Genomic DNA, 16,675 nt, shown 5'->3' with positions numbered 1-16,675 from the left:
ACGCCTAGTCCTTGCCCGCGATAAAGGACGACGCGGTTTCAGGCCGCACGCACGATCTTGCCGGTCACCAGGTCGCGGATCAGGCTCGGGTTCTTGCGCCCACCCAGGCTGCCGCCCAGGACCATGTCCAACTGCCCGCGGAAATACTGCTCGACGCGAATCCGCGTGCGGGCGGCCGGGCGCCCCTGGGGATTGGCCGAGGTGGAAATCAGCGGCCCCACCAGCGCGCACAACTCGCGCACCAGTGGATGATCGCTGACCCGCAAGGCCACGGTGTCATGGACCCCGGTGACCCACTCCGGCAACAAATTCTGATGGGGCACCAGCCAGGTGTTCGGCCCCGGCCAGGTGCTGGCCATGCGATCGAGCCATTCCTGGGGGAAGTCCTCGAAGAGAAAATCGAACTGGCGGATGTTGTCGGCGATCAGGATCAGGCCCTTGTCGACGGAGCGCGACTTGATGGCCAGCAACCGGTCCACCGCCTCTTCGTTCCACGGATCGCACCCCAACCCCCAGACTGCTTCGGTTGGGTAGGCAATCACCGCCCCTGCGCGAATTTCTCGTGCGGCTTGTTGCACACGCCAACTGCTGACCATTGCTGACTCTCCGGATTAAGGCTGTGCGCAGTTTACCGATCCTGCCTGTAAAGCCTAGCCTTTTGCCCGGGCATACCAGCAGCCTCCTTCACATACCGCATAGCCCTCCAACTCCAGTTCCGTAAGCGCCGCCAGCACCCTGGACAGGCTCCAGCCACTGGCCTCGGCCAGGCCCTCGCTGGTCTGCGGCGCGGCATGCAACAGCGCCAGCAACGGGTGAGCGGGCGCGACTGGTGGCGGGGTTGTGGATAACGGCAGCCGTTGCCAGCCACGCAGGGCTTCGAGGATATGTTCGATGGTTTCCACCAGCACCGCGCCATCGCGAATCAGCTGATGACAGCCCCGGGCGCCGGGGTGATGGATCGAGCCGGGTATCGCATACACCTCGCGGCCTTGCTCGGCGGCGAGCCGGGCGGTGATCAGCGAACCGCTGGCGACGCTGGCCTCCACCACCAGCACGCCAAGGGACAGGCCACTGATGATCCGGTTGCGCCGGGGAAAGTGGCTGGCGTGGGGGCCGGTCTCCAGCGGGAACTCGGAAACCACCGCGCTGCCCTGGGCGATCATGGCATCGGCCAGGCGCCGATTGCGCTGTGGATAAAATTTTTCCAGGCCGGTGCCCAGCACGCCGACGGTCTGCCCGCCGACCTCCAGCGCGGCCTGGTGCGCCGCACCATCGATCCCCAGCGCCAGGCCGCTGGTGATGACAAAACCGGCCGCGGCCAGGCTGCGGGAAAAGGCCGCGGCGGTGTCCATGCCGGGCCTCGAAGCGCGACGGCTACCGACCACCGCCAACTGCGGTTTTTCCAGGATCCGCGGATCGCCGGCGACAAACAACAACGGCGGCGCATCGGCAATTTCATTCAGCAGCGGCGGGTAGTCGGGCTGGTCCCACATCAGTAAATGCTGGCCCGGACGCTCCAGCCAGGCCAATGCACGGCTGGCGCCATCACGCACTTCGGCGTTGCGCCGGGCCTCGGCCGCACCTGCCGGCAGGCCCAACGCACGCCAGGCACTGGCCGGCGCGCTGATGGCCTTGGAGGCCGAACCGAAGGCTTCGAGCAGCAGCAGAAAACGCTTCGGGCCAAGGTCCGGCAAGCGGTGCAAACGCAGACGGGCTTCCAGTTCCGCGGGGGAAACCGGAGCCTGGGCAGGCAATGACATGGGATCATCCTTGATCGTTATAAGCCCAGCTGAAGCAGGAAATAAGCTGTGGATAACTCTGTTGGTAACTTGTTGAGGGTTTACGGGTTACGCACCTTGTCCATGATCGCCAAGGAGCGGGCAGCGTTGAGCACCAGGCCGTAGCTGAGCTTGTCGTAGGTGCGGAAAACCATCAGCAGACCGGCCCGCTCATCCGGCATCTTCACCTGGCCGCCGGCCACCCGATCGCGCACGGTTTCACCGGTCTTCAGCACCGCCAGCACATTGCCTTCAGCCAGGCCATCGCGCCGCCCCTTGTTCAGCGTCACCACGTCCAATGCGCCGATCTGGGTGACGCCCCGTGGCACGTCGATGATCAGGCCCTCGACCGCCCGGCTCGGCGGGCTGGGGACAAAGGTCGAGTTGATGGTCCGAGGCTCGCCGCTGAACAAACGGTCACCCAGACGCACTTCCTGGGTGGTGCGCTGCAATTGCAGGGTGGCGATATCGCCCTCGACCGCGACCACCTCGCCGCCACCGATCTCGTCGGCGTTGATTCCCAGCAGTTCGCCGCTCTGCGGGTCGGTGTAGGTCTTGCCCTGGCGGAAGATGCCGTAGGCCGATTGTTCCGGGTCGAAGCGGCCGCGCGCGAAGATCCGGTCGCCGGTGCCGCTGAGCACCCGTTCGGCATCGCCGGCGACTATGTAAGGCGCGTTGTCGAAGGCGTCGGCCCGGTCGAGGATGCGGTTGCTCAGCAGAAAGCTGTCGATGGCCTGCAGCGGAATGGTCGGGATCGCCTCGGCCACTGGCGTGCGGCGCACCTGGGGCGACAGCTTGATGGTGCCCCGGGAAGCGCCGCGTTCCAGGGTCAGGCGTGGTTCGCCGTTGACCTGTACCAGCGCCAGGGAGTCGCCGGGGTAGATCAGGTCGGGGTCGGCGAGGCTGGAATTGGCCTGCCAGAGCGCCGGCCATTGCCAGGGATCGCGCAGAAAGCGGCTGGCGATGCTCCACAAGGTATCGCCCGCCACCACGGTGTAGCGCTGTGGGTAACCCTCCCGGAGCGGCACCTGCGCCTGGCCGAAACCGGCCCAGCCCACGAGCAGCAAGGCGAGTAGTGATTTCCTCATGCGGTGAATCCCTTTATTATGTGTACTCGCGTGAAACGCCAGCGCCTGTGCGCTCCCTGCTCCTGACCGAGCACGTTTTACAACGGTTGCCCTTCCAGAACCCGCAAGGCCTCCGACTCCGAACTTACTTCACACGTGTAGCAATTACGCTTATGGCCATTTTAAACATCCTCGAATTCCCCGACTCGCGCCTGCGCACTATCGCCAAACCAGTGGCCGTAGTGGACGACGAAGTGCGTCAGTTGGTCGACGACATGTTTGAAACAATGTATGAGGCGCCCGGCATCGGCCTGGCCGCTACCCAGGTCAACGTGCACAAGCGCATCGTGGTCATGGACCTGTCCGAAGACCGCAGCGAGCCACGGGTGTTCATCAATCCCGAGTTCGAACCGCTCACCGACGAAATGGGCCAGTACCAGGAAGGCTGCCTGTCGGTACCGGGCTTCTACGAGAACGTCGATCGTCCGCAACGCGTGAAAATCAAGGCCCTGGACCGTGACGGCCAGCCTTACGAACTGATCGCCGAAGGCTTGCTCGCGGTGTGCATCCAGCACGAATGCGACCACCTCAACGGCAAATTGTTCGTCGACTACCTGTCCACGCTCAAACGCGACCGGATCAAGAAGAAGCTGGAAAAGCAGCATCGCCAACAGGCTTGATGACCGTCTTGCAAAGGCTTGCCACGGCAAGCCTTTTTCTTTTCCGCATGTTTACTACCGAGCTGTTTATTACCGAGAACTCCCATGACTGAGCCACTGCGCATCGTCTTTGCCGGCACCCCGGAATTTGCCGCCGAACACCTCAAGGCCCTGCTCGACAGTCCCTACGAGATCGTCGCGGTCTACACCCAGCCGGACCGTCCGGCCGGGCGCGGGCAAAAGCTGATGCCGAGCCCGGTCAAGCAGCTGGCGCTGGAGCACGATATCCCCGTGTTGCAACCGCCGACCCTGCGCAATCAGGAGGCCCAGGCCGAACTGGCGGCCCTCTCGCCGGACCTGATGGTGGTGGTCGCCTACGGCCTGATCCTGCCGCAGGCGGTGCTGGATATTCCGCGCCTGGGCTGCATCAACAGCCACGCCTCGCTGCTGCCACGCTGGCGCGGGGCGGCGCCGATCCAGCGCGCCGTGGAAGCCGGCGACGCCGAGAGCGGCGTGACCGTGATGCGCATGGAAGCCGGCCTGGACACCGGGCCGATGCTGCTCAAGGTCCGCACCCCGATCAGCGCCGAAGACACCGGCGGCAGCCTGCATGACCGACTCGCCGAAATGGGCCCGCCGGCCGTGGTGCAGGCCATCGCCGGCCTCGCCGCCGGAACCCTGCAAGGCGAAGTGCAGGACGACAGCCTGGCCACCTACGCCCACAAGCTGAACAAGGACGAAGCGCGGATCGACTGGAGCCGCCCGGCGCTGGAGCTGGAGCGCCTGGTACGGGCCTTCAATCCCTGGCCGATCTGCCACAGCACGCTGAATGGCGAAGCCCTGAAGGTGCTGGCCGCCAGCCTCGCCAAAGGCAAGGGCGCCCCGGGAACCATCCTCGGCGCCAGCAAGGACGGCCTGCTCGTCGCCTGCGGCGAGCAGGCGCTGTGCCTGACCCGCCTGCAATTGCCCGGCGGCAAGGCGTTGAACTTCAGTGACCTGTTCAACAGCCGACGCGAGAAATTCGCCACCGGCACCGTGCTCGGACAAGCGGTGGACGCTCAATGAACCCGCGTCTGGCCGCCGCCAAGGCCTTGACCTCGGTCCTCAACGGCAAAGCCTCGCTCAACAGCTCGCTGCCAACCCTGTTGGACAAGGTCGAAGCGCGCGATCGCGGCTTCACCCAGGAACTGGCTTTCGGCACCGCGCGCTGGCAGCCACGGCTGGCGGCGCTGGCGGCCAAGCTGTTGCAGAAGCCGTTCAAGGCGGCCGATACCGACGTCGAGGCGCTGCTGCTGGTGGGCCTTTATCAATTGCTCTACACCCGCGTCCCGGCGCACGCCGCCATTGGCGAAACCGTGGGCTGCGCCGACAAGCTGAAAAAACCCTGGGCCAAAGCGCTGATCAATGCCGTGCTGCGCCGCGCCCAACGCGAAAGCGAAGCGCTGTTCGCCGAGCTGGAGCGCGACCCGGTGGTGCGTACCGCCCATCCGCGCTGGCTGCAAAAATCCCTCAAGGCGTTCTGGCCCGAGCATTGGGAAGCCATCTGCGCCGCCAACAACGCCCACCCGCCGATGATCCTGCGGGTCAACCGTCGCCATAACTCCCGCGCGGCCTATCTTCATCTGCTGAGCGAAGCCGGCGTCGCCGCCAAGCCTTGCGTCTACAGCCAGGACGGCATCGTCCTCGATGAAGCTGCCGACGTGCGCAGCCTGCCGGGCTTCGCCGAAGGCTGGATCAGCGTGCAGGACGAGGCCGCGCAACTGGCCGCCGAGCTGCTGGAGCTGGCGCCGGGACAACGGGTGCTGGACGCCTGCTGCGCGCCTGGCGGCAAGACCTGCCACATCCTCGAAGTCGAGCCCGCGCTGGCCGGCGTGGTGGCGGTGGACCTGGAAGCCAAGCGCCTGGTGCGTGTCCAGGAGAACCTCGACCGCCTGGGGCTGAACGCCGAGCTGATCGCCGCCGACGGCCGCGACACCGCCGCCTGGTGGGACGGCAAGCCGTTCCAGCGCATCCTGCTGGACGCGCCGTGTTCGGCCACCGGGGTGATCCGTCGCCACCCGGATATCAAGCTCACCCGTCAGGCCGACGACATCGCTGCCCTGGCCACCCTGCAAGGCGAGCTGCTGGACGCCATGTGGTCGACCCTGCAAGTCGGCGGCATCCTGCTGTACGCCACCTGCTCGACCTTGCCGACCGAAAACACCGAGGTGATCGAGGCGTTCCTGGCCCGTACCCCGGGCGCTCGCGAACTGGACATCGGCGGGCAACTGGGCCAGCCTCCGGCCGGCCTGAAGCAGTCCCACGGTCGCCAGTTGCTGGCGCAAGAGGGCGGCCACGACGGGTTCTACTACGCCAAGCTGATCAAGATTGCCGCCGCGCGCGGTTAAGAAAGGTTCTAAGGGAGTGACTGGATGAAAATCATCATCCTCGGAGCAGGGCAGGTGGGTGGTTCCCTGGCAGAGCATCTGGCCAGCGAAGCCAACGACATCACGGTGGTCGACACCGACGGCGATCGCCTGCGCGATCTCGGCGACCGCCTGGACATCCGTACCGTACAGGGCCGCGGTTCGCTCCCGACGGTTCTGCGCCAGGCCGGCGCCGACGATGCCGACATGCTGGTCGCGGTGACCAACAGCGACGAAACCAACATGGTCGCCTGCCAGGTCGCCCATACCCTGTTCCACACTCCGACCAAGATCGCCCGGGTCCGCGAGGCGGCCTACCTGACCCGCGCCGGCCTGTTCGACAACGAGGCGATTCCGGTCGACGTGCTGATCAGCCCGGAACAGGTGGTGACCAATTACATCAAGCGCCTGATCGAACATCCCGGCGCCCTGCAGGTGATCGACTTCGCCGAAGGCAAGGCCCAGCTTGTGGCGGTCCGGGCCTATTACGGCGGGCCGCTGGTGGGGCAGCAACTGCGCCAGCTGCGCGAGCACATGCCCAATGTCGACACGCGCGTGGCGGCGATCTTCCGCCGTGACCGGCCGATCCTGCCCCAGGGCGATACGGTGATCGAGGCGGACGACGAAGTGTTCTTCATCGCCGCCAAGGCCAACATCCGCGCGGTGATGAGCGAGATGCGCCGCCTCGACGAGTCCTACAAGCGCATCGTCATCGCCGGTGGCGGGCAGATCGGCGAACGCCTGGCCGAGGCCATCGAAAGCCGTTACCAGGTGAAGATCATCGAGATGAACCCGGCGCGTTGCCGCTACCTCTCGGACAACCTCGACAGCACCGTGGTCCTGCAAGGCAGCGCCTCGGACCGCGACCTGCTGATGGAGGAGAACATCGCCGACGCCGATATCTTCCTGGCCCTGACCAACGACGACGAGGCCAACATCATGTCCTCGCTCCTGGCCAAGCGCCTGGGGGCGAAGAAGGTGATGACCATCATCAACAACCCGGCCTATGTCGACCTGATCCAGGGCGGCGATATCGATATCGCCATCAGCCCGCAGCTGGCCACCATCGGCACCCTGCTGGCCCACGTGCGCCGTGGTGATATCGTCAGCGTGCACTCGCTGCGCCGTGGCGCGGCGGAAGCCATCGAGGCGATCGCCCATGGCGATGCCAAATCGAGCAAGGTGATCGGCCGCGCCATCGAGGACATCGCGCTGCCGCCAGGCACCACCATCGGCGCGATCATCCGCGACGAGGAGGTGCTGATCGCCCATGACGACACGGTGATCGAGGCCGGCGACCACGTGATTCTGTTCCTTGTGGATAAAAAACATATCCGCGATGTGGAGAAGCTGTTCCACGTGGGGTTGAGCTTCTTCTGATCCGGGATCTCCGCTGTCAGGACCGGCCAGTCGCGAGCAAGCTCGCTCCTACAATGGGAGGCGTACATCCCTGTAGGAACGAGCTTGCTCGCGATAGCTGTCTCGAATACGCCACATAACCGCCGAAGGAGCCCACCCATGCTCGAATCCCTGGAAAAAATGCTCGCCAAGGGTATGGATAACTCGCTACTGCGCTTCGGCCTGGGCAAGGGTTATCTGGATCTGCACGAATACGCCAAGGCCGCCGAGCACCTGCAACGCTGCGTCGGTTTCGACCCCAAGTATTCGGCGGCGTGGAAGCTGCTGGGCAAGGCCTACCAGGGGCTGGAGGATTATCCGGCGGCGCGCCAGGCCTGGGAGCAGGGCCTGGAAGCGGCCCGCGGGCATGGCGACAAGCAGGCGGAAAAGGAAATGACAGTGTTCCTCAAGAAGCTCGAGCGCCTGTCTCGGTGAAACCCGCCCGCCGCCCATACCCCCTGTAGCCGCTGCCGCAGGCTGCGATAAGGCCCGAAGGGCCTTGCGAGGGCCTCAAGAGCGGCGCCTGCTCCGCAGTCGATCGCAGCCTGCGGCGGCTACAGATGCGGCGTCCGAACGTCTCAGAGATAACGCAGGCCGATGCCTTCGGCGTCCACCAGCACCACCTCCATCTTCACCCGCGGCACACTTATCGGCAGGCCTTGCACCTGGCCGTAGACCACCGCGCCCTTGGGCAGCGCCGCCAACGCCGGGTGCTTGACGTAGACCCCGCTGGCGGACAGGTTGCGCGTCTGGCCCAGGCACTCGCCGAAGCTTTCGTGCTGGATCTTGATCCTCAGGGATTTGCGCGAATCGGGCATGTGCTGTGCTCTGCTTCAACCTTTGTGGATAACCTTGGGCGAAAGGTTATCCACAGATCGTGCCAGGCGGTCAGTACCAGCGTTCTTCGCCGGCCGGACGTTTCTTGAAACGCTTCATGCTCCACATGTACTGGCTCGGATAAGCCCGCACATAGCGCTCGACCACCTGGCTCATCGCCGCGCAGGAGGTTTCGGTATCGGTGCTGTACATCGCATCCGGCGCGGCTTCGAGGATCACCTTGTAGCCGGAACCGTCGGGCAGGCGCAGCGCATGCAGGAACACCCCGACCGCCTTGCCGCCGGCCAGCATGTTCGGCACGAACTTGCTGGTCAGCGCCTTGGTGGCGAAGAAGGGCACGAAGATCCCGGCGGATTCGGCCGGTTCCGGGTCGGCGGGAATGCCCACCGCACCACCTTTGCGCACTTCCTTGATGACGCTGAGGATGCCTTCCTTGGTAGAGGCCGCCACGCGGTTGCCCAGCTGGACCCGCTGCTTGCGCAGCAGTTCGTCCACCGCCTTGAGCTTCGGCGGACGGTAGAAAATGATCGGTTTGCACTGGCTGCAATAGAAGTGATTGAGCACTTCCCAGTTGCCCAGGTGGCTGGTGATGCCGACCACGCCCTTGCCCGACGCCAGCGCCTCTTGCAGCACCTCGAGGCCCTCGACTTCACGCACCAGGGCGATCGAGCGCTCGGCCGGCCAGATCCAGGCACAGGCGCTTTCGGTCAGGGACTTGCCGATGTCTTTCAGGCTCTGTCCCACTAAACGCTCGCGTTCGGCGGCGTCCATCTGCGGAAAGCACTTGGCCAGGTTGATCCGCACCACATCGCGGGAACGGTTGGGGGTCTTCCACATGATCCAGCCGATGGCCGAACCGACCGCCTGCACCGCGCGCCAGGGCAGCAGGGCAAACAATCGCAGAGCGCCCACCAGCAGGGCGCCTTTAAACTTATCCACAGGTGACTCCTGATGTCCGGGTCATGAACCTTGTCGCAAGCCGGTTATTCTAACCGCCCGTTTGCCAGGATGGCGTAGCGATCGCAGTCGCGGGTGTGATCCATCACCATGCCCGAAGCCTGCATCAGCGCATAACAGATGGTCGGCCCGACAAAGGTAAAGCCTGCCTTTTTCAGCCCCTTGCTCATCGCCTCGGCCTCTGGGGTCACCGCCGGGACCTCACTGCGATCCTTGAAATGATTGACCCTGGGCACCCCGCCGACGAACGACCAGAGGAATTCCACCGGGTCCTCCAGCGCCATCCAGGCCTGGGCGTTACGCCGCGCGGCATCGAGTTTCAGGCGGTTGCGGATGATCCCGGGATCGAGCATCAGCTCGTCGATTTCCGCATCGCTCATCTGCGCCACGCGCTGCACATCGAAGCCGAACAGCAGCTGGCGATAACGCGCGCGCTTCTTCAGGACGGTGATCCAGGACAGGCCGGCCTGGAACCCTTCGAGCAATAACAACTCGAACAAACGCTGCGCATCGCGTAGCGGCACGCCCCACTCCTGATCGTGGTACGCCATGTACAGGGGATCTTCGTTGCACCAAAAGCAGCGTGGCATAAGGCTCCAGTGGGCGTGCGCACAACTGAATCGGGTATACTCCCGCTCTTTAAATCGCAGCCCAAGTAACAGGTGAATTTCGTGAGCCAGCCTACGCCAGCCGTGCGTACCTTCCAAGACTTGATCCTCGCCCTCCAGCAATACTGGGCCGAGCAAGGTTGTGTGGTACTTCAGCCCTACGATATGGAAGTAGGCGCCGGCACTTTCCATACCGCCACATTCCTGCGCGCCATCGGCCCGGAAACCTGGAACGCCGCTTATGTGCAGCCCAGTCGTCGCCCGACTGACGGCCGCTACGGCGAAAACCCGAACCGTCTGCAGCACTACTACCAGTTCCAGGTGGTCTTGAAGCCGAACCCGGAGAACTTCCAGGAGCTGTACCTGGGCTCGCTCAAGCACGTCGGCCTTGACCCGCTGGTGCACGACATCCGTTTCGTCGAAGACAACTGGGAATCGCCGACCCTCGGCGCCTGGGGCCTGGGCTGGGAAGTCTGGCTCAACGGCATGGAAGTGACCCAGTTCACCTACTTCCAGCAAGCCGGTGGCATCGAGTGCTACCCGGTGACCGGCGAGATCACCTACGGCCTGGAACGCCTGGCCATGTACCTGCAGGGCGTGGATTCGGTCTATGACCTGGTCTGGGCCGACGGCCCGTTCGGCAAGGTGACCTACGGCGACGTGTTCCACCAGAACGAAGTGGAGCAGTCGACCTACAACTTCGAACACGCCAACGTCGACAAGCTGTTCGAACTGTTCGATTTCTACGAAAGCGAAGCCAAGCGCCTGATCGAGTTGGATCAGCCGCTGCCGCTGCCGAGCTATGAAATGGTCCTCAAGGCCTCGCACACCTTCAACCTGCTGGATGCCCGTCGCGCGATCTCCGTGACGGCGCGTCAGCAGTACATCCTGCGTGTGCGCACCCTGGCGCGTTCCGTCGCGCAAGCCTACCTGCTGGCCCGCGCCAAGCTGGGCTTCCCGATGGCAACGCCGGACCTGCGTGATGAAGTGTTGGCTAAGTTGGAGGCGGCACAATGAGTGCGCAAGATTTTCTGGTTGAACTGGGCACTGAAGAACTGCCACCCAAAGCACTGAACACCCTGGCCGAAGCCTTCCTGGGCGGTATCGAAAAAGGCCTGCAGGCCGCCGGCCTGAACTTCGAGACCAAGCACGTCTACGCCGCGCCACGCCGCCTGGCGGTGCTGATCAGCGGCCTGGCCACCCAGCAGCCGGACCGCAGCATCAACCTCGACGGCCCGCCGCGCCAGGCCGCCTTCGACGCCGAAGGCAACCCGACCCAGGCCGCCCTGGGCTTCGCCAAGAAATGTGGCGTGGACCTGAGCGAAATCGACCAGAGCGGGCCGAAGCTGCGCTACAGCCAGAGCATCAAGGGCAAGCCGACCGCCAGCCTGCTGCCGACCATCGTCGAAGACTCGCTGAACGACCTGCCGATTCCGAAACGCATGCGTTGGGCCGCGCGCAAGGAAGAGTTCGTGCGTCCGACCCAATGGCTGGTGATGCTGCTCGGTGACCAGGTCATCGACTGCACCATCCTCGCCCAGAAAGCCGGTCGCGACTCCCGCGGTCACCGCTTCCATCACCCGCAAAGCGTGCGCATCACCTCGCCGGCCAACTACCTGGACGACCTGCGTGCCGCCTACGTGCTGGCCGACGCCAACGAGCGTCGCGAGCTGATCAGCCAGCGCACCGAAGAACTGGCGCGCCTGCAGGAAGGTACTGCCATCGTTCCAGCCGATTTGCTGGACGAAGTGACCGCCCTGGTGGAATGGCCAGTGCCGCTGGTGTGCTCGTTCGAGGAGCGTTTCCTCGAAGTGCCACAGGAAGCCCTGATCACCACCATGCAGGACAACCAGAAGTACTTCTGCCTGCTGGACGTCGACGGCAAGCTGCTGCCGCGCTTCATCACCGTGGCCAACATCGAAAGCAAGGACCCGCGCCAGATCATCGAGGGTAACGAGAAAGTCGTTCGCCCACGCCTGACCGACGCCGAGTTCTTCTTCAAGCAGGACAAGAAACAGAAGCTCGAAGACTTCAACCAGCGCCTGCAGAACGTGGTGTTCCAGGAGAAGCTGGGCAGCGTCTACGACAAGGCCGAGCGCGTCTCGAAACTGGCCGCGTTCATCGCCCCGCGCATCGGCGGCGACGCCCAGCGCGCCGCGCGCGCGGGCCTGCTGTCGAAGTGCGACCTGGCCACCGAAATGGTCGGCGAGTTCCCGGAAATGCAAGGCATCGCCGGTTACTACTACGCCCTCAATGACGGCGAGCCGGAAGACGTCGCCCTGGCGCTGAACGAGCAGTACATGCCGCGTGGCGCCGGCGCCGAACTGCCAAGCACCGTCACCGGTGCCGCCGTGGCCATCGCCGACAAGCTCGACACCCTGGTCGGCATCTTCGGCATCGGCATGCTGCCAACCGGCAGCAAGGACCCGTACGCACTGCGTCGGGCCGCGCTGGGCGTGCTGCGCATCCTGATCGACAAGAAACTCGACCTGGACCTGACCGAAGCCGTGGCGTTCGCCGTCAGCGCGTTCGGCAGCAAGGTCAAGAGCGCAGGCCTGGCCGATCAGGTCCTGGAGTTCATCTTCGACCGTCTGCGTGCCCGTTACGAAGACGAAGGCGTGGATGTCGCCACTTACCTGTCGGTCCGTGCCCTGAAGCCAGGTTCGGCTCTGGACTTCGACCAGCGCGTGCAAGCCGTGCAGGCCTTCCGCAAGCTGCCGGAAGCCGCCGCGCTGGCCGCGGTGAACAAGCGCGTCTCAAACCTGCTGAGCAAGGTCGAAGGCAGCGTGCCGACCACCGTGGAAGCCAAGTACTTCGACAACGCCAACGAGTTCTCCCTGTACTCGGCGATCCAGCAAGCGGACCAGGCCGTGCAGCCAATGGCCGCGGCGCGTCAGTACAGCGAGACCCTGGCCCGCCTGGCCGCCCTGCGCGAGCCGGTCGATGCCTTCTTCGAGAAGGTGATGGTCAACGCCGAAGACGCCAACGTGCGGGCCAACCGCTACGCGCTGCTGGCACGTCTGCGGGGTCTGTTCCTCGGTGTCGCCGACATCTCGTTGCTGGGGTAAGGCGTACGTGAAACTGCTGATTCTCGATCGGGACGGAGTGATCAATTACGACTCCGACGCTTACATCAAATCGGTGGAGGAGTGGATTCCGCTCCCCGGCTCGGTCGAAGCCATCGCGCAGTTGAGCAAGGCCGGCTGGACGGTAGCGGTCGCTACCAACCAGTCGGGCATCGCTCGCGGTTACTACGATGTCGCCACCCTCGACGCCATGCACGAGCGCCTGCGCGCTCTGGTGGCCGAGCAGGGCGGCGAACTCGGCCTCATCGTGTACTGCCCCCATGGCCCGGACGAAGGTTGCGCCTGCCGCAAACCCAAGCCCGGCATGTTGCAGACCATTGCCCGGCACTACGAAGTGGATCTGGCTGGTCTATGGTTTGTGGGCGACAGTCTCGGTGACCTGGAAGCCGCAAAAGCCGTCGACTCTCAGCCAGTTTTGGTAAAGACCGGGAAAGGCGAAAAGACCCTGGGGAAAACCCTACCGGTAGGCACCTTGATTTTTGACGACCTGGCGGCAGTTGCCGCTGAACTTATCCACAATTAGAGAGTTCTTCTGACATCCTGGCCAAGGATTGTTCGGGAGTGCGCTTTTTTTAGAGGCGGGCAATGCCCGCAACGGTAAACGCCGCTATGTCGATCCTGCAGGCAATCAGAACCTTCTTCTTTTACCTGCTGCTGGGCACCAGTTCGTTGCTGTGGTGCTCCCTGAGCTTTTTTATCGCGCCCTTCCTGCCGTTCAAGGCGCGCTATCGCTTTATCAACGTCTATTGGTGCCGCTGCGCGTTGTGGCTGGCCAAGGTGTTTCTCAAGATCAACGTGGAAGTGAAGGGGGCGGAAAACGTCCCCGAGCGTCCTTGCGTGATTGTCTCGAACCACCAGAGCACCTGGGAGACGTTCTTTCTCTCGGCCTATTTCGAACCGCTGAGCCAGGTGCTCAAGCGTGAACTGCTGTACGTGCCGTTCTTCGGCTGGGCCATGGCCATGCTGCGCCCGATCGCCATCGACCGCGACAACCCCAAGGCCGCGCTCAAGCAGGTCGCCAGCAAAGGCGACGAGCTGCTCAAGGACAATGTCTGGGTACTGATCTTCCCGGAAGGCACCCGGGTGCCTTACGGCCAGATGGGCAAGTTCTCCCGCAGCGGCAGCGCCCTGGCGGTCAACGCCGACTTGCCGGTGCTGCCGGTGGCGCACAACGCCGGCAAATACTGGCCGAAGACCGGCTGGGTCAGGCACCCCGGCACCATCACCGTGGTGATCGGTGCGCCGATGTACGCCGAAGGCTCCGGACCACGGGCCATCGCCGAGCTCAACGACCGGGTCGCGGCCTGGAATGAGCAGGCGCAGCGGGACATGGGTTCGCTACCTCCGGTAGCCGCGGCGCCGGACAAAATGGCCATCTGAATTTCTGTGGATAACCTGTGTACCGTTTTATGGATAATCGCTATATAAAAATCGTAAGCTGATGATTTATATACATATTTAATAAACCCATAAAATTCCGGAAAACGTGCATAAGTTTTCTGGATACGAAAAAAACCGGCCCTGGAGCCGGTTTTTTTCGCCTGTCGATATTCAGTCCGTGAGCAGGGGTAATTGCAGGCTGAAGGTTGTCCCCTGGCCGACCACGCTACGGCAGACAATCCGCCCTTCATGCCGGTCGACCACCGCCTTGACCATCGACAACCCCAGCCCCAGGCCTTCACTGCCCTGGGCCGAGGCGAAGCGCTGGTACTGCACGAACAGCTGCGGCAGCTCATCGGCCGCAATGCCTTTGCCCTGGTCTGTGATATCGCAGGTCAGCCAGCCTTCTGTGCAAGCGACTTGCACCCGGACGGTCGAGCCCGACGGGCTGTACTTGATGGCGTTTTCCAGCAGATTGAACAAGGCCCGGGTCAGCAGGGACTGATCGGCCAGCACCATGCCTTCGGCATCGTCGTCGAGGTCATGCACCAGCTGGATGTTCTTCAGCTGGGCGATGGTCATGGCCTGGTCGAACGCATCCAGCACCAGCATGGCGAACATGCTCGGCTGGAACTGATAGGCCTCGGACTCGGCCTTTGCCAGTTGCACAAAGGCTTCGGTGAGCCCCAGGGCGCGACGCACCTGGAGTTCGATCTGGCTGTAGATCCGCGTGTCGCCCGAGCCCTGGTGCCGCTGCACATCGAGCAAGGCCAGGATCGCCGAATGCGGCGCGCGCAGGTCATGGGACAGGAAGCGCAACAGGGTGGCCCGCTGCTGCTCGGCATCCCGCTCGAGGCTCAGGTCGGTGAGGCTCAACAGCCAGCCAATCGGCGTATCGCTGTCGATCGGCAGCAAGGGCGCCAGATCCACGCGCAGGCTGCGCTGCTCGATATCCCGAAACTCCAACGGCTGCAGCTGCGACAGGGCAGGGCGTGGCCCGTCCTGCAAACCGGGATAACCCAGGCCGGCCAACTGGTGGACCAGGTTCTCGCCGATCAGCGCGTTGCCAAACACTTCGCGGGCGTTGCGGTTGGCCAGCAGCACGCGGCCGTCCGGATCGCTGATCAGGGTGGCCACCGGCAGGTATTCCAGGCCGTCGGCAATGAACCGGCGGGTGTCGCGGGTGCGGCTCAAGGCCTGCTCCAGGGCCACGATCTGCCCCTGTAGCACATCCCCGGCGGGGGGCTGGGTGCGTCGGCGCTCGGGCAGTACCTTGGGCTCGCTGTCCAGGCGCGCCAGCTCCCAGCCGAAATAGGCCAGGATCACGCTCAGGCGACGCCAGTTCCAGATCAGGTAGGCCAGCAGCATCCCCAGCAGACTGGCCACCGGCGGCCACCACAACCCCAGGCGTAGCAGCCCGGCCGAACCGAGCAGGGCAACCGCCATGCAGGCCAGGGTCAGCCACAACGCATGCCGCGGCCGCACCAGCAGCAATCCCAGCAGGGCCGCCACCAGCAGCACCGACAGCGCAGCGGCCGGCCATTGCCCGAGGGCGACGATAGTGCGCTGCTGCAACAAGCCATTGAGCAGGTTGGCCTGGATCTCGATGCCTGGGGTGGTGCCGACGCTGGCCGACTGCGGGGTGACGTAACGGTCGCCCAGGCCGGGCGCGGTGGTGCCAATCAGGATCAGCTTGTCGCGCAACAGCTCCGGCGGCACTTCACCGCGCAATACGCTGACATAGGGAACGCTGGGAAACCCGGCCTGGGCGCTGATGAAGGGGATACGTATCGGGTTGCTGCGCAGCCAGCCCTGGGTGATCTGCGCGGTGTCCGAGCCAGGCATCGACAGGACAGTGCCCGTCGGGTGCGCCTGTTGATAAAGCAGCCAGGCCAATTGTGCCTTCGGTGCCTGCGGTGGGCCTTCGCGCAGATAAACGCTGCGGACCGTACCGTCGGTATCGGCCTCGGCATTGATATGGCCGACCGCCTTGGCGCACTGGCTCAACGGCGCCACCGGTTCGATCTCACCCAGCGGCTGGCCGTAGCGGGCCACGCTCTCGCGCAGCAGGGGCAGGAATACCTGGCCTTCGCGGCAGATCGCCTGGGCCAGCCGCTGATCGTTCTCGGGAACGCTGTCGGGTTCACTGAAGATCACGTCGAACAGCACACCCTGGACCTTGGCCGCCGTCAGCCGATCCAGCAGGTCGGCATGCAGGGTGCGCGGCCAGGGCCACTGGCCCAGCTGCTGCAGGCTGTAGTCGTCGATGGTGATCATCAGCAGGCGTGAATCGACCGGCAATGGGCTGAGCCGTCGCAGGTTGTCATACAGCAGGTTATTCAGCGCCAGCCCGTGGCTCAGCGACAACAGGGCAGTCAAGGGCAGCAGGATCAGGCTGACCCATGCCCATTCCCGCACCAGACCGCCAAACAGTCGCTGGGCTTGCGTCGGCTCCCGGCCCTCGGGTCGACGCCAGCGCCTCACCGACAAACCGCCGCGC

General features: G+C 64.2%; 16 protein-coding genes. 9 read left to right on the top strand and 7 right to left on the bottom strand.

All coding sequences use genetic code 11. From position 1 onward, the window contains the following. Positions 1-38: 38 nt before the first annotated feature. The 3 genes from tsaC to H0I86_RS00135 all read right to left on the bottom strand — a co-directional run bounded on the left by tsaC (position 39) and on the right by H0I86_RS00135 (position 2,866). Positions 39-596: an L-threonylcarbamoyladenylate synthase type 1 TsaC gene (tsaC, locus tag H0I86_RS00145; protein WP_180923426.1), complete on the bottom strand. Its 558-nt coding sequence runs from the start codon at positions 594-596 to the stop codon at positions 39-41. 54 nt (positions 597-650) lie between these two features. Next, positions 651-1,760, bottom strand: a complete 1,110-nt coding sequence (gene dprA, locus H0I86_RS00140; RefSeq protein WP_180923425.1) for a DNA-processing protein DprA — start codon at positions 1,758-1,760, stop codon at positions 651-653. A gap of 80 nt (positions 1,761-1,840) precedes the next feature. Then, positions 1,841-2,866, bottom strand: a complete 1,026-nt coding sequence (locus H0I86_RS00135) for a LysM peptidoglycan-binding domain-containing protein (RefSeq protein WP_180923424.1) — start codon at positions 2,864-2,866, stop codon at positions 1,841-1,843. A 152-nt stretch (positions 2,867-3,018) separates the two neighbouring features. On the opposite strand from H0I86_RS00135, the gene def reads away from it, so the two are divergent. The 5 genes from def (at position 3,019) to H0I86_RS00110 (ending at position 7,742) form a co-directional block, all read left to right on the top strand. Then, positions 3,019-3,525: a peptide deformylase gene (gene def, locus H0I86_RS00130; protein WP_009046227.1), complete on the top strand. Its 507-nt coding sequence runs from the start codon at positions 3,019-3,021 to the stop codon at positions 3,523-3,525. 84 nt (positions 3,526-3,609) lie between these two features. Continuing rightward, positions 3,610-4,569 carry a methionyl-tRNA formyltransferase gene (fmt, locus tag H0I86_RS00125; protein ID WP_180923423.1) on the top strand — a complete coding sequence of 320 codons (960 nt, stop codon included), beginning with the start codon at positions 3,610-3,612 and terminating at the stop codon, positions 4,567-4,569. Continuing rightward, positions 4,566-5,891 carry a 16S rRNA (cytosine(967)-C(5))-methyltransferase RsmB gene (gene rsmB / locus H0I86_RS00120; protein WP_180923422.1) on the top strand — a complete coding sequence of 442 codons (1,326 nt, stop codon included), beginning with the start codon at positions 4,566-4,568 and terminating at the stop codon, positions 5,889-5,891. The genes fmt and rsmB overlap by 4 nt, the downstream gene beginning before the upstream one ends. A gap of 24 nt (positions 5,892-5,915) precedes the next feature. Then, positions 5,916-7,289, top strand: a complete 1,374-nt coding sequence (gene trkA / locus H0I86_RS00115) for a Trk system potassium transporter TrkA (RefSeq protein WP_180923421.1) — start codon at positions 5,916-5,918, stop codon at positions 7,287-7,289. Positions 7,290-7,427: 138 nt separating this feature from the next. Continuing rightward, positions 7,428-7,742: a tetratricopeptide repeat protein gene (locus tag H0I86_RS00110; RefSeq protein ID WP_180923420.1), complete on the top strand. Its 315-nt coding sequence runs from the start codon at positions 7,428-7,430 to the stop codon at positions 7,740-7,742. Between the two features lie 143 nt (positions 7,743-7,885). On the opposite strand, the gene H0I86_RS00105 is transcribed toward H0I86_RS00110, so the two are convergent. The 3 genes from H0I86_RS00105 to tag all read right to left on the bottom strand — a co-directional run bounded on the left by H0I86_RS00105 (position 7,886) and on the right by tag (position 9,691). Then, complete coding sequence (locus H0I86_RS00105) at positions 7,886-8,125, bottom strand: PilZ domain-containing protein (protein ID WP_180923419.1); 240 nt, start codon at positions 8,123-8,125, stop codon at positions 7,886-7,888. A gap of 70 nt (positions 8,126-8,195) precedes the next feature. Next, positions 8,196-9,083, bottom strand: coding sequence for a lysophospholipid acyltransferase (locus H0I86_RS00100; protein WP_009046222.1), 888 nt, complete (start codon positions 9,081-9,083; stop codon positions 8,196-8,198). Between the two features lie 44 nt (positions 9,084-9,127). Beyond that, entirely contained in the window at positions 9,128-9,691 is a 564-nt protein-coding gene (tag, locus tag H0I86_RS00095; RefSeq protein ID WP_180923418.1) for a DNA-3-methyladenine glycosylase I, read from the bottom strand. Positions 9,692-9,772: 81 nt separating this feature from the next. Between tag and glyQ the strand changes: the two genes are divergently transcribed. The 4 genes from glyQ to H0I86_RS00075 all read left to right on the top strand — a co-directional run bounded on the left by glyQ (position 9,773) and on the right by H0I86_RS00075 (position 14,175). Next, positions 9,773-10,726, top strand: a complete 954-nt coding sequence (glyQ, locus tag H0I86_RS00090; protein ID WP_022641565.1) for a glycine--tRNA ligase subunit alpha — start codon at positions 9,773-9,775, stop codon at positions 10,724-10,726. Next, positions 10,723-12,777, top strand: a complete 2,055-nt coding sequence (glyS, locus tag H0I86_RS00085; RefSeq protein ID WP_180923417.1) for a glycine--tRNA ligase subunit beta — start codon at positions 10,723-10,725, stop codon at positions 12,775-12,777. The genes glyQ and glyS overlap by 4 nt, the downstream gene beginning before the upstream one ends. 7 nt (positions 12,778-12,784) lie before the next feature. Then, the gene (gene gmhB, locus H0I86_RS00080) at positions 12,785-13,318 is read left to right on the top strand and encodes a D-glycero-beta-D-manno-heptose 1,7-bisphosphate 7-phosphatase (protein WP_016703942.1); all 534 of its coding nucleotides are present in this window, start codon (positions 12,785-12,787) and stop codon (positions 13,316-13,318) included. A gap of 86 nt (positions 13,319-13,404) precedes the next feature. After that, a complete protein-coding gene (locus tag H0I86_RS00075) occupies positions 13,405-14,175 on the top strand; it encodes a lysophospholipid acyltransferase family protein (RefSeq protein WP_023967682.1) in 771 nt (256 codons plus the stop codon). A gap of 171 nt (positions 14,176-14,346) precedes the next feature. Here H0I86_RS00075 and H0I86_RS00070 read toward each other — a convergent pair whose 3' ends face one another. Next, on the bottom strand, positions 14,347-16,665 hold the full coding sequence (locus H0I86_RS00070) for a CHASE2 domain-containing protein (RefSeq protein ID WP_180925774.1): 2,319 nt from the start codon (positions 16,663-16,665) through the stop codon (positions 14,347-14,349). Between the last annotated feature and the right edge of the window lie 10 nt (positions 16,666-16,675).

This window comes from Pseudomonas chlororaphis subsp. aurantiaca, assembly GCF_013466605.1.
Lineage (GTDB): Bacteria > Pseudomonadota > Gammaproteobacteria > Pseudomonadales > Pseudomonadaceae > Aquipseudomonas > Aquipseudomonas chlororaphis_I.
This window is presented reverse-complemented; position numbering and strand designations above follow the sequence as displayed.

Coding starts and splice junctions, on each gene's coding strand:
- H0I86_RS00110 (WP_180923420.1), top strand. CDS start 7,428: ATGCTCGAATCCCTGGAAAAAATGCTCGCCAAGGGTATGGATAACTCG.
- tsaC (WP_180923426.1), bottom strand. CDS start 596: ATGGTCAGCAGTTGGCGTGTGCAACAAGCCGCACGAGAAATTCGCGCA.
- tag (WP_180923418.1), bottom strand. CDS start 9,691: ATGCCACGCTGCTTTTGGTGCAACGAAGATCCCCTGTACATGGCGTAC.
- H0I86_RS00135 (WP_180923424.1), bottom strand. CDS start 2,866: ATGAGGAAATCACTACTCGCCTTGCTGCTCGTGGGCTGGGCCGGTTTC.
- def (WP_009046227.1), top strand. CDS start 3,019: ATGGCCATTTTAAACATCCTCGAATTCCCCGACTCGCGCCTGCGCACT.
- glyS (WP_180923417.1), top strand. CDS start 10,723: ATGAGTGCGCAAGATTTTCTGGTTGAACTGGGCACTGAAGAACTGCCA.
- rsmB (WP_180923422.1), top strand. CDS start 4,566: ATGAACCCGCGTCTGGCCGCCGCCAAGGCCTTGACCTCGGTCCTCAAC.
- H0I86_RS00075 (WP_023967682.1), top strand. CDS start 13,405: ATGTCGATCCTGCAGGCAATCAGAACCTTCTTCTTTTACCTGCTGCTG.
- fmt (WP_180923423.1), top strand. CDS start 3,610: ATGACTGAGCCACTGCGCATCGTCTTTGCCGGCACCCCGGAATTTGCC.
- H0I86_RS00105 (WP_180923419.1), bottom strand. CDS start 8,125: ATGCCCGATTCGCGCAAATCCCTGAGGATCAAGATCCAGCACGAAAGC.
- dprA (WP_180923425.1), bottom strand. CDS start 1,760: ATGTCATTGCCTGCCCAGGCTCCGGTTTCCCCCGCGGAACTGGAAGCC.
- trkA (WP_180923421.1), top strand. CDS start 5,916: ATGAAAATCATCATCCTCGGAGCAGGGCAGGTGGGTGGTTCCCTGGCA.